This window comes from Chryseobacterium sp. JV274 (assembly GCF_903969135.1).
In the GTDB taxonomy this organism is placed as follows: Bacteria; Bacteroidota; Bacteroidia; order Flavobacteriales; family Weeksellaceae; genus Chryseobacterium.
The window spans coordinates 1,468,847-1,483,247 of sequence record NZ_LR824569.1; the positions used below are offsets into that span (position 1 = coordinate 1,468,847).

At 39.3% G+C, this 14,401-nt stretch carries 3 protein-coding genes; 2 read left to right on the forward strand and 1 reads right to left on the reverse strand.

The features are described 5' to 3' along the window. Positions 1 to 41 precede the first annotated feature (41 nt). The gene (locus CHRYMOREF3P_RS06670; RefSeq protein WP_180564181.1) at positions 42 to 4,910 is read right to left on the reverse strand and encodes a PKD domain-containing protein; all 4,869 of its coding nucleotides are present in this window, start codon (positions 4,908 to 4,910) and stop codon (positions 42 to 44) included. Positions 4,911 to 5,440: 530 nt separating this feature from the next. Between CHRYMOREF3P_RS06670 and glsA the strand changes: the two genes are divergently transcribed. Both glsA and CHRYMOREF3P_RS06680 read left to right on the forward strand, forming a co-directional pair. Then, positions 5,441 to 6,454: a glutaminase A gene (gene glsA / locus CHRYMOREF3P_RS06675; protein WP_180564182.1), complete on the forward strand. Its 1,014-nt coding sequence runs from the start codon at positions 5,441 to 5,443 to the stop codon at positions 6,452 to 6,454. Between the two features lie 907 nt (positions 6,455 to 7,361). After that, positions 7,362 to 14,387, forward strand: coding sequence for a type I polyketide synthase (locus CHRYMOREF3P_RS06680; protein ID WP_180564183.1), 7,026 nt, complete (start codon positions 7,362 to 7,364; stop codon positions 14,385 to 14,387). Positions 14,388 to 14,401 lie beyond the last annotated feature (14 nt).

Below are 14,401 nucleotides of genomic sequence, written 5' to 3' on the forward strand. Positions count from 1 at the left end.
AAAAACAGTGCTCTCCGAAGAGAACACTGCTTGATAAGCTACTAATTTTTAATTAGTTTTCCTTGTAATGATGTGTCTCCCGTTTGTACAATAACAATGTAAACACCCTGCAACCAGCTGGTAACTTCCACGTCAACCTCTCCGGAAGCCGCTTTCAGTTCCTTACGGAATTTGACATTGCCCATGGCATCAAAAACCGTAACCTGTTTTGCCAGTAATTTTTCATTACCTGTATTATACGAGATTTTCACTTTTTCCTTAGCAGGATTTGGTATCATTTTCAGAGAAGAAACCGAAGCAGCAATCACACTTCTTCCTGCACTTCTCATACCCATCCAGTTAGGATCTACCGCTTTGGTAGTAAACTTACAGGTTTCATTTGAGAATAAGATCTCATCAGTACCCTGGAAGCTTGAGTTTGGATAGAATGCCAATGGATTAGCGTTCATATCATATACCCCGCCTGCAGGAATAGTAATAATGGATGGAATATAAACTCCAAAACCATTAAGACTTGAAACCGTAAGACTTATAGGCTGGCTTCCGCCATTGTAGATTACACCATAAACATTATAGTGATCTCCAACCCATTTCATGTCTTTAATACTCGCTTCCAGCTTACATTCTGTTTCGAATCCACATTCTTTACCTGGATAGTAATTCATGGTTCCGGAAGTAAACTGACATCCTAAATGATCGATCTGAAGCTGATAAGTTCCAGGAGTACTAATATATAACGGATAGATGAAATCATTGTTTCCGCTCTGGATATTATTTCCGAACAACTGCCACTCATGATGATCGAAGATTCCTTTAGGTCCTATAATATAATTCTTTCTAAGACATTGATCATAGCATCCTGTTGGGAACACCCACATCAGACTCTCAAGACTTAATGGAACCTGCGTGTTGCCTACTACTTTACAACCGCTTGGTGCAGTGTAAATAACCTGATAAGCACCACCTTCATTTACAGTAATAGACTGACCTGTCATTCCGTTGCTCCAGTTATAAACTCCTGCAGACGGTCCAGATGCAGTCAGCACAACCTCATAAGGCTGACAATTTGCCATATTGTATGTTACCGAAATTGGTGCCGGTGGGCTATTTACGGTAACTGTAAAGCTTTTACTGCTTGTACATCCTGATGCACCTGGTGTTCTTACTTCCAGCGTATAAATGTAGGTACCTGCAGCTAATGGTCCTGTGCTCAAAGCAATCGGATAAGGAGATGAAGTCCATGGTACGACTACCGAATTTCCTTTTTTCCATTGATATTCCAATGTATTATCCGTTACAATACCGGTAAGTACTGTTGAAGATCCTTCGCAGATATTAGCCGTTCCGGATATGTTAACATATGGAGGGTTTTTAAGTGTTACAGGTATTGCTTTTGTGCTCATAACACTTGTTCTACATCCATCTGATGATACAAGCACCGGCCAATAGTTACCAGATTGTGTTGGAGTGAACACAGGAGAACTTGGTGCTCCTGACACAGGTTGAGAACCATTCATCCAGATATACTGACTTGGAGATCCAAGCGTACTGGTAAATACGATATTAGGAGCACTTCCCATACACGCAACAAGAACAGGAGGCGCTATATCACCGTCAAGAGTAGCCTCTTTCACATTTACACCAATGACAGCAGAAGTATATTCACATCCCATAGGTGTTTTAATTTTCAGCTGAATTGTTTTTGTTCCTGCCGTATTATATGTTATTGTAGCATCCGGCCCTGTTGTAACATAAGATGTACCATCAAAGATCCAGGTATATGTATTTCCTGAAACATATGTTATTGGACTGAACGTAATAGGCGAACGTGCACATAACCAGGCCGGAACCAGGAAGTCCGTATTAGGAATCGGAGCTAATGTAATAGTCTTCGTAGTGGTACACGTTGGTTTCCCTGGTGCAGACACTGTCATGGTAAATGTATACGTACCTGGTGCCAGGTTATAAGTAGCCGACTGCCCTGTTTGAGTAGGCTGTCCCGGTGAAGTAAATGTATACGTAATAGACCCCGGATTGATTTCAAATATAGTAGAAGTGTTGAACAACGTTACATTATATCCGTTTCCGCTGCACACTGTACTGATATTGAATTTAGGTTCATAGTTCTTTCTTACCTCTACTCCTTTACTGTACCAGCATGAACCGTATCTCAGACGTACAAAAACGATGTGTGCTCCTGCAAGATTAGTCTGATATACCGGTGAAGCTGTTCCCTGACCGGAAACTAAAGTAAGTACAGTATCTGACAACCATTGGATTTCATCCGGAACTCCATTATAAGTTAAACCTGAAACTGTAATGTTATTACAAGCTGACCATGCCGGAACGAAGTTAATCTGAGGGTCTGTTGTACAGCTTCCACTGCTCGGACAAGACTGAGTCACATTAATATTCTGAGAAGAAACCACACAGCCGTTAATATCTACAGCCTGTATTCTATAAGTTCCAAAAGCACCGGCACCTGATATCGTGTATGAATTGGTGGTTGCCCCTATTATCTGCGCATTATTTTTATACCACTGCCATGAAATAATATTCGTAAGTCCGGTAGAACTATTAGCCGTAAGCGTATACGGTGTCATTGTTGTAGGATCACAAACCGCAATATTATACACCGGAGAAACTGTAATAATGGTTTCAGGATATACAATAAAGTTAGCACTTGCCGTCGGCTTATAATTACATCCGTTCGTACCTGTATAAGTTACAGTAACCGTTTGAGAAATATTATTTCCTGAATTGTTCTGGATATATCCGTTATTCGGGAAACTGTAAATTCCGGCAGGGTTGAAGGCTGTAGTATACGTTCCGCCAGGAAAGGTGAAAGTCACATTCGTAGCTGAAGTGATGGTTCCCTGATTTACCGTGAAAGTAAGGTTTGATCCTAAACAAATTCCGCCAACATTTGTAAAGCTCACTACCGGAAGGGTAATTAAAGATACCGGCATAGTGATAATCTTCGTCACTCCACATTTCACTACTTTTAAAACCAAATCAGTAGTACTCGTTGAAGAAATTTCGTTGAAATTTACCGTAATATTAGCTGTACCCTGTCCTCCAATAACACTTCCGAAGTTAGAACTCGCAAATGACCATTCCATAAAATCCGGAACAATTCCATTCAGATTGGCACTGAAATTTTGAGTGCTGCTCGGACAGAAAGGCCCTGAATTCGGATTAATAACAATCGTGCTAAGATCCAGTTTCGTTACATTGAACGATTTTGGAGCCGAAAGACATGCTGCACTGCTGATGGATTTATTCTGTGCAGACACTGTATATGATGTAGCGCCAGCGTTAAATATAACCGTTACAGAAGGACCTGCATTACTTCCCTGAATAGTTCCGTTGGTAACACTCCAAACCGGTACCATTCCCGAGTCAACTGAGCTGATGGTATAAACGTAAGGTTTTCCAGGGCATACTTTTGTTTCTCCGGAGATTGTTCCGTTAGGAGCCTGTGGAATTGGTAATACCTTAATAATTCTTGCATTACTTTCACAACCTCCACCTTGCTTGGTAGCTGTAACAGTATAAGTTCCTGCTGTCGCAAAGTTGTAGTTAAATATTCCTGTCATTACAGGAGAAGTATAAGTAGAACTTCCTGTTGTTACTTTCCAGATAACAGGGATATTAGGCGAGGCTGTAAATCCTTGGCTTGTTCCTGCACATATTTCATCTACACCTCCGCTTATCACTACCGGCGCCTCTACTATAATATCAATAGATGCCTGCCCTTCACAAGTCAATAAAGTATTGAAATAATTAGCTGTAAGGTGATAAGTACCTGGCTGACTTGCTGAGAAAACAACTTCATTTCTCTGCTGGGTATTTGTCAGCTGACCTCCTGCAGGACCTGATACATTCCATTGAACGCTCGTTGTAGGCCATTGAGGAATTGAATATGTGTACTGTCTGCCGGTACATATCACTTCCTGCCCTTTAACTTTTGCATTCTTTAAAACTACAGGAATTTTGATCGTAGTCCACTCAGGACAGGCACAATCAGACATATACATTACATATCCGAAGCCATCAAGCGGATCTACCTGATCCCAAACCACTTCAATTTCGTTACCGTTAGTGTTAACAATTGTTCCACCAATAACTTTCCACTGTCCTTTGTTACATCCATCCTGTGCATTGTATTTTTCAGTACTTCCTTCGCATACTACGGAGGCACAGTTGATCTGTACAGGATCTGCTTTTAATACCTTAATCTGTTTTTTAATTTTATCCTGACAGCCGCACTTGTTGGTTACGGTCAATTGAATTGTATAATTTCCAGGATTAGCATACAAATGAGATGGTTCAAAAGCTGTGGAAGTTGTACCATCGCCAAAATCCCAGAAGTAATTGATGATATCAGACCCTCCGTTCTGTTCGGAAAGATTATCAAAATAGATCGTCGTATTTTTACATACCGTATCGCCCAAATTCATCAATTCAAATTTTGCGATCGGTCTGTTGATCTTCACAATACAGATAGTCTGAGTTTCAACAGTTCCATCATTGTACGTGATGACAGCCTGCAGAGATCCGTTACCTGCTGATCCCCAGCCTACATTGGCTATGGTATTCGCAGGCCCGGAAGTAGTTACCGTTCCTCCGGAAACCGTCCATTGTACACCAAAAACATTAGGTCCCTGCACCTCATAGGTGACAGCTGATGCCTCACAGACACGCAGACATTGGGATGAATTGATGTAGGAAAAGGCGACTCCATTGTCTGGAACCTGATCATCTTTTTCGCCACGGAATTCCTGGCATCCGACCTGAGCGGTCCATGTAATTCGAGCTTGTGCTTGCAGTACCCAAGGTACCAAAAGCCAACATAGTAGAAGCCATCTAAAGATGTGCTCCCTACCAAAATAGGTGTTGTTTTTCATAGTTATTAAAAAAGTTATTAATTTTTTTGTCAAATTAATAAAAAATTTAATACAAAAATCATTTAATAGTGAAAAAATAACATAATTTTACAATTGAATCCCAACGATATAGATAAATTCATATTTATATGTTATTTCACCACTCTATTAGTTATATAAAAAAATCTATTCCTATCTTAATTTTTACAGCTAAAGACCATCATAAACCAAATAAAATTCTAAATTTTAATTTATTAAAAACCAAAAAACACTACCAAAAGATAAATTTGTTTATTTTTTACTAAAAAAATTACATTTAAATTAAAATTAATAACATTAATAAAGATGAAAATAACAATCTTCTCATCCATTCATTATTCTTCAAATAATCTTCATACATCTTGACCTCACAACCTTCTTGTACAAATACACACATCCAAAACCAGAATGATATCCTAGGGCACAATAAAGGAGAATTGCCAACAAGGTTAAAAAACTTTATCTTTGTTTTTCGAGGCTTATCATAAACATTTTATTTGAAGATCTTCCCTATGAAAAACAACAGCTTTTTATTTTCTGCAAAAGGAATTTGTACCGCAGCTTTTCTTTCCTTAAACACAATAGTTTACGCTCAGAAACCGGCAGACATTTCAACAATTTCAGAAAAAACATTAAACACTATTCTGGAAAAAAACAGAGCTTATTATACACAGGGCAAAGTGGCAGATTACATTCCTGAACTGGGAAAAATGGAGGCTAAAGCAATCGCGTTTTCAGTAGTAGATAAAAATGGAAAAGTATTCAACACCGGAGATGTGAGTAAAAAATTCACGATGCAGAGTATCTCCAAAATCATATCATTGATGGTGGCTGTAAACGAAAAAGGAGAAGCGCATATTTTTAACAAGATGGGATATTTCGGTTCCGACAAACCTTTCAACCATTTTTCAAACCTTGAGACCACAGGCAAACCACTCAATCCCATGATGAATGCAGGAGCTATTCTTACTACTTCGTTAATTTCAGGAGACGGCGAGAAACCTTTCCTTAAGATTCTCGATATGGTAAGGTATATTACCAAAAATCAGACAATTGAGTATAACAAATCTGTTTATGAATCTGAAAAAGCAACCGGACACCGTAACCGGGGTATGTTTTACATCATGAAAAACAGTGGACTGATTTCAGGAAATGAAGATCAGCTGGATAATTATTTCAAGCAGTGTTCTATTGAGCTTACCGCTGAAGATCTTGCAAAAATCGGTTATTTCTTTGCCAACCAATGTGTAAGGTTTGACGGAGATGCCACTTATAAGAATGCAGATATAGCAAAATTGGTGGAGTCACAGATGCTGACCGCCGGAATGTATGAATTCAGTGGTGAATACTCCAGAACCGTAGGTCTTCCAAGTAAATCCGGTGTCGGAGGCGGAATTACCGTAAGTGTTCCCGGAAAAATAGGAATTGGTGTATTCAGTCCATCTTTGGATCAACATGGAAATTCACTGGCTGGATATCACATGATTTTAGATCTTGCAAAACAATACGGATTAAGTATATTTTAAATCTTGAAAGCCTGTTCACCGGATAATAAAATTACATTATCCAATAATCTTTAAAAGGCTTATTCATCAGAAACATCTCAACCATCAAACCTATAAAAAAACAGTAAGTATATCAAACACTTACTGTTTTTTTATGAATTTCGGAAAGATATATTAATTATTCTTAAAATTCTCTATCTATTTATTTATCAAAAAGATAGAGAAAGTTCATAAATAATTCAAATTAAATCACAATATATTGATTAATTTTATTTAAATTCGCTTTGCCGTTTTATCAGATTGATAAAGGCAATTTTTACATTTCGGAACCTTATTCATTCTATATTATCTTTTTGTAATATATGCAAAAACAAATCTCTTGTTTTTGAAATATTTTATTTTTTATTCCTATATTTGCTTAACATTTCTTTAACTATAACTATTTATAATTAAAGTTGAGAAGATTGTACCGGCATGTTTCTAAGAATAAATAAACAATAAATATATTTTAATAACATATGAACAATTGATATTTTTATATTAATAAATAATTATCAAATTGTATTTATGGTTAAAAAATATATAAATTTTTATTATTTTTATTCACTCATAACAGAAAAACACCATCAATACTAATGGCATCCGTGTTCTGATATGAGATATCATTAACTATTCCTATACCGTAAATGCTATGAAAAACTTGACCAAAATCAGGCTAATGCCTTTTGAAAAACCGGATACCAACCTTATATCATACAATCTATTAACAAACAATAGATTCTTGAATAATTACCATAAAAACACATACATCATTAAAGATTTAACAAAAACCAATTTTATTATATCGTAACAAAAGCGATCGCCTTAATACCGAAAGGCCCTACATTTTGTTATGAATCTCTTGCTATCATTCAATAATTATCACGCCATGAAAAACTTAACCATTATTGGACTGACGCCTTTTGAAAAACCAGACGTTAACCTTATCCCTAAACTACACCAGGCGGGTGCATTTCCCGTTTTAAGTTTAGGAAATGAGTTAGTGACTGCCCAGGAAGCGTTACATCAACTTGATCAGATAGACGTACCATCGTATGGTATTTATTTTTCTAATGACAATTTCACCGCTCTCCAAATTCCTGAAAAAGTAAGGTTTGCAATCCTTCCGTTCGGAATGTCGAAGCCTTTCAACCTGCCTGCTGTTTATCAGGTAAGCAGTCTGGAAGAAGCCAGACAAGCTGAACAATCAGGAGCAGAAGGAATCATTATCAAAGGAAATGAAGCAGGTGGATGGGTAGGCTATGAATCCACGTTTGTATTATTTCAGCGTGTGATCAAAGAAATTCAGAACATTCCGGTGTGGGTACAGGGAGGAATAGGTCTCCATACCGCAGCGGCATCAAAAGCATTGGGAGCAACAGGAGTTGTACTGGACAGCCAGCTGGCTCTGTTTCCTGAAAGTTCAGTTCCTAACGAACTGAAAGAAGTCTGCTCAAAACTGAATGGTACAGAAACTAAGGTGATTGCTAACCATCGTGTATTGGTAAGACCCAATTCACCTGCATTACCAGAAAACACAACAGCTGAAGATCTGAAACAGTACTTCACTGGTCTGGACCTCAGTACATGTTATATCCCGATGGGACAAGACATTTCGCTGGCAACAGATCTGTATGAGGATTTCAAAACCCTGAAAAAAATGGTTTTCGGATTCAAAGAAGCCATGTATGGACACCTAAAGCAGGCAAAAGCACTTAAAGTAATTGATAAAGACAACACTTTAGCTCAGGAACTGGGTCTTCGTTATCCTATCGCTCAAGGTCCGATGACCCGTGTAAGCGATGTACCGTCATTTGCGAATGCAGTAGCAGATGCCGGAGCATTACCTTTTGTTGCCTTATCCTTATTGAAAGGAGAATCTGCAAAATCTCTGGTAATGGATACTAAAAGACTGGCTGGTGAAAAAACCTGGGGTGTAGGAATCCTGGGATTCGCACCACAGGAATTAAGAGATGAACAGACATCATATATATTAGAAGCTAAACCTCCTGTCGTTTTAATTGCAGGCGGAAGACCAGCCCAGGCTAAAGTATTTGAAAAAGCCGGAATAAAATCATTCTTACACGTTCCTTCCCCTGCCCTTCTGGATATTTTCCTGAAAGAAGGTGCCAGAAACTTCATTTTTGAAGGGCGTGAGTGCGGAGGCCATGTAGGTCCCCTTTCAAGTATGGTTCTTTGGGAAAAACAAATTGAACGTATCTTAAAAGAAGAACACCCTGAAAACATCAGTGTCTTTTTTGCGGGAGGAATTCATAACGCCTTTTCAACTGCGTTCGTTTCTATCATGGCTGCACCGTTAGCTGCAAGAGGAGTAAAAATTGGTGTATTGATGGGAACCGCTTATCTCTATACCAATGAAGCTGTACAGACCGGAGCCATTCAGGAAGAATTTCAGTCGCAGGCTATGCAGGCAAAAGATACAGTTCTACTGGAAACAGCTCCCGGACATGAAACCCGTTGTTTAAATACAGCATTTGCCCACCATTTCAATACAGAAAAAGCAAAGCTTCTTGCTGCCGGAATGGATAAAAAACAAGTGTGGGAACAGCTCGAGAAATTAAACGTAGGCCGTTTAAGAATTGCGGCTAAAGGTATAGAGCGTCAGGGTGATCAACTTGTCAATATTCCTAAAGATGACCAACTAGACTTAGGAATGTATATGATTGGGCAGGTAGCTACCATGCACAATCGTGTGATCTCATTAGCGGCTCTGCATCAAAGTGTTGTAGACAACTATGAGCATATTCAGGAGGCAGCGTTACCGGAAGAACCGGTTTCTACAGAAAAACCTCTGGACATCGCTATCGTAGGAATGGAATGTATTTTCCCGGGTGCTAAAAACCTTGATGAATATTGGAGAAATATTATTTTAGGAAAAGACAGTGTTACCGAAGTACCGGATGAAAGATGGAATAAAGAATTGTATTACCACCCGGATTCTGACGGACCGGATGTATCTCACTCAAAATGGGGTGGATTTATTCCTAAAATCGATTTCGATCCATTGGCATTCGGAATTCCGCCACAATCTCTTGCGGCCATTGAACCTACACAGCTGTTAACTTTATTGGTTGCAAAACGCGCCATGGAAGATGCAGGATATGGTGAAAAACACATCAACAGAGAAAACATTTCTGTTATTATAGGTGCTGAAGGAGGAAATGATCTTGCCAACAGCTATAGTTTCAGAGGATATTATAAGCAGGTTTTCGGAGAACTTCACGAAGAAGTAAAAGAAGCCTTCCCACATACCACAGAAGACTCATTTCCGGGTATTCTTGCCAATGTTATTGCAGGTAGAATCACAAACCGACTGGATCTTGGCGGCAGAAACTTTACCGTAGATGCTGCTTGTGCTTCATCATTAGCAGCTATTGATCTTGCTTGCCAGGAACTTGTATTAGGAAAATCCGATATGGTACTTGCCGGAGGAGCAGATTTACACAACGGAATCAATGATTACCTGATGTTCTCCAGTACTCATGCTCTTTCCAGAAAAGGAAGATGTGCTACATTCGATGGTGATGCAGATGGTATTGCCCTTGGAGAAGGTATCGCTATCCTTGTTTTAAAAAGATATGAAGACGCTGTACGCGATGGTGACCGTATTTATTCGGTGATCAAAGGAGTTGGCGGATCCAGTGACGGAAAAGCTCTGGGATTGACTGCTCCAAGACAGATAGGCCAGGTAAGAGCGTTGGAACGTGCTTATTCCCAAGCTGGTATAAGTGCTGCTTCTGTAGGTCTTGTAGAAGCTCACGGTACAGGAACTGTAGTCGGTGACAAAACTGAATTAAGTGCATTAACTAATTTATTCAGCCGTTCAGGGGCATTACCGGGACAGACTCATTTAGGTTCTGTAAAAACACAGATCGGGCATACAAAATGTGCGGCAGGATTAGCAGGATTAATCAAAGCGTCCCTTGCCGTATATCACGGGGTAAAACCACCTACCCTTCACCTTCAGCAGCCTAATGCTTATTATAATGCAGCAACCAGTCCGTTTGCCTTCCATGCAGAAAGTGGATTGTGGGCGGAGAAAAACCGGTATGCAGGAATCAGTGCGTTTGGATTTGGAGGAACGAACTTCCATACGGTAATTGCCAATCATCCTAAACAGGATAATTCAATCGCAATGCAATCGTGGCCTTCAGAACTGTTTGTTTTCCGTGGAGAGACTTACGAAGAAGCAAAAGGACAGTCGAGCCAGATTAAAGCTTTATTAGAAATCAATGATGGCATTCCATTAAAAGATCTTGCTTACAGTTTAAGCATCAGTTCAGAAAAACCAATCCAGTTCAGTATTGTTGCAGACACCGCTGAAGATCTGATGATGAAGCTTGAACTAGTACTACTAGGGATTGAGACAAAAGATACCTTTACTGTGAATAAGAAAGAAGGTAAAGTAGCCTTCACATTCCCAGGACAGGGCAGCCAGAGAATTAATATGGCTCGTGATTTATTCGTCGTTTTCCCTGCTATGCGTAAGATTATTGATGAGTATCCTGAACTTGAAAAAGTAGTTTTCCCATCTAAAACATTTAATGAAGCTGATTTAAAACAACAAAAAGAAACCATTAAAGATACCCGTTTAGCGCAACCTCTTTTAGGAATTGTAGACCTTGCACTGGCTAAATTCTTAGAATCATTAGGCATTATTCCTGATATGCTGGCAGGTCATAGTTATGGTGAAATACCGGCTTTATGTTTTGCCGGGGTATTTGGAGAAGATAAACTGGTTGACTTAAGTGTTCAGAGAGCTCAGTCTATTTTAGACTCAGTAGAAGGTGGAGATCCTGGTTCAATGCTGGCTGCAAGTGCTACAGCGGAACGTTTACAGCCGATTATTGCAAAAGTAGAAGGATGTTATCCTGTAAACTTCAACGCTCCTGCTCAATGTGTCATTGCAGGAAGTACTGAAGCGATCAATAAATTACTGGAAGTTCTTAAACAGGAAGGTATTTCTGCTAAAAAACTGGAAGTTGCGTGTGCATTCCACAGCCCATTATTGGCAAAATCCAAGGATTTATATGCTCAGGTATTGAAAGATGTTCCTTTCCAGGAAATGCAGATTCCTGTTTGGTCTAATACTACAGCTGAGGTATATCCGTCGAATCCATCAGAAATAAAAGAAAGACTTACTGATCATCTGGTACAGCCTGTAAGATTTGTAGAACAGCTTCAGGCGATGTACAATGACGGTGCAAGAATATTCATCGAAGTAGGACCAGGAAAAGTCCTTACAGGATTAACCAAATCCTGCCTTGAAAAAGATCAGCTGACCTTATATGTTGAAGACAACAGCCGTAATAAATTCAGCCATCTTCTTTGTATGCTGGCACAATATTTAGGAACAGGCCGAAGCTTCAGTATCGATAAACTTTTTGATGGCCGAAGCGTTAAGGTAATTGATCTTAACCAACCTGAGCTTTACAAGAAAAGCCCTGCCATCTGGCGTGTAAACGGGCAAACTGCCCACCCAACTAATGGTAATCTGCCATCTAATGGTGCTTTACCACTTATAAACCCTATTCCCATGAACAATTTTACTAATAATCCACAACCCCCTGCAACTGAAGCTCAGTCTACTGCTGAACGTATGCTGCAGGAATATTTAAACAGCATGAAATTAATGATACAGGCACAGCGTGATGTGATGCTTTCCTTTATGGGACAGAATCCTCAGGCGTTCCCTGCTCCTGTATATCATTCACCAGTACAGACTCCTGCTCATCAGCCAATATCTACCATTCCGGTTCAGCCTGTTCAACAGGAAAGACCCGTAGCCGTTGCTGCTGTGAAACAGGCCCCTTCAAGAGATATCAAATCCTTATTACTACAGGTGGTAAGTGATAAAACAGGATATCCTCAGGAAATGCTGGGTATGGAAATGGACCTTGAAGCTGACTTAAGTATTGATTCTATTAAAAGAGTTGAAATCATCGGAACACTTCGTAACGAACTTGGAACTCTGGGTAACGGAAACACCAGTGAAGATACTGTTATGGAGCAATTAGCAGGAATAAAAACCTTAAGTGGTCTTGTTTCATGGCTTACTGAATTCTCAGGAGCTGAAACAACTGCTGCCCCTGAAAAAAACGGATCTGCAGCTGAATCAACAGCTTCAAAACCACAAGCTCAACCGGAATTCTCTCTTGAAGACCTTCAAAATGCTATTCTGAATATCGTAAGTGATAAAACAGGATATCCAAAAGAAATGTTAGGTCTTGATCTTGATCTGGAAGCGGATTTGAGTATAGATTCCATTAAACGTATGGAAATTATCGGTGATCTTAAAACCAAAATCGGTTTTGGTCAAAACCTTGAACAGGCTGATGATGTTATGGAAAAACTCGCTGCAATTAAAACACTTCGTGGTCTGGCAGGCTGGATCAACGAAATGAATGGTGAAGCGAACGAAACAAAAAGCGAAACCAAGGAAACAAACATTGCAGAACCAACTCAAAATGTACTTTCACGTCTTCGTTTTGATATCACTCCTACTGACGCTTCTTTAGTACAAAACACAGAAATATTGCAGGGAAAACGTTTCGCAATTACTCAGGATGAAAGAAAACAAACCTCAGCGATCAAAGAAGCTCTGGAAAAACATGGTGCAATTGTAGAAATAGTAGATACAGAAAAAGATCTTTCAAACATTGAGGGATTAATTATGCTGGACCTGTTCTCAGCAGTTGATAAACCAAGCATTATTGATCACGTAGATCTGATCAAAAAACTGGATTTTGATAAAGCTAAATGGGTATACCTAGTTTCAGACATCACGGCTCATCTTCAGGAAATCACTGATGTAAGTATATTACGCCACCATCAGGGATATCCGGGACTTTTCAAAAGTTTAGCAAGAGAATTTGATAATACAACATGTAGACTGATCAGCCTGAGTACTCCTCAGGAAGTAGATCAGATTGCTGAAATTACATTAAAGGAAATCCTTACAAATGATAAACCCGCTGAGATCATTTACAAAAATGACCAACGACACAGAGTAGATATCATCCCTTCCCCATTGTCAACGAGTCTGAGTGAAGCTCAAATTCAATTAGATCAAAAATCTGTGGTATTGGTATTGGGAGGTGCACAGGGAATCACTGCAGAATTGGCAAAACACATGTCTCAGGCGTATCCTTGTACTTATATTCTGGTAGGAAGATCTGCAGATCCTAGAAATGAAGTTTCTGCTAAAGAATTTGAAAGTATGAAAACAAAAGAGGAAATCAGAGGTTTCCTGATCAGATCCGGACAATTCACTTCTCCTGCAGAAATAGAAAAAGAAACGACGAAGATTTTCAAAAACAATCAGATCCTACGCACAATCCGTGATATGGAAGAACTTGGAAATACCATTATTTACCAATCATTGGATCTTTGTGACGAAGAAGGTTTAAGCAACCTGATCAGCAGTATTTATGAAAAATATAACCGTCTGGACGGAGTAATCCATGGAGCAGGTCTTTTAGAAGATAAACTATTCAAACAAAAGACGACAAGTTCTTTCGGACGTGTATTTGATACCAAAGTAAAACCACTTCGTGTATTGGCTGAACAGCTTCGTACAGACTGTCAGTTTGTAGTATTGTTCTCAAGTATTGCTTCCGTATACGGTAACAAAGGCCAGACAGATTATGCCGCAGCAAACAGTGTACTGGATGATTACGCGAATGCTTTAAACAAAAGATTAAAAGGAAAAGTAATCTCTATCAACTGGGGACCCTGGAAAGGAGCCGGAATGGTCTCTTCCACCCTGGAATCAGAATATGAACGCAGAGGAATATCCATGATTCCTTTGGATGAAGGGAAAGAAATCTTTCTTAACGAGATCAAATACGGAACTGAAAGCCAGGTGCTGATCATGTCAGGAAATAATTGGTAAAACGCTGCATAAAT

What these genes read in the sequence shown, in the direction of transcription:
- CHRYMOREF3P_RS06670 (WP_180564181.1), bottom strand. Translation starts at nt 4,910, where the DNA reads ATGAAAAACAACACCTATTTTGGTAGGGAGCACATCTTTAGATGGCTT.
- glsA (WP_180564182.1), top strand. Translation starts at nt 5,441, where the DNA reads ATGAAAAACAACAGCTTTTTATTTTCTGCAAAAGGAATTTGTACCGCA.
- CHRYMOREF3P_RS06680 (WP_180564183.1), top strand. Translation starts at nt 7,362, where the DNA reads ATGAAAAACTTAACCATTATTGGACTGACGCCTTTTGAAAAACCAGAC.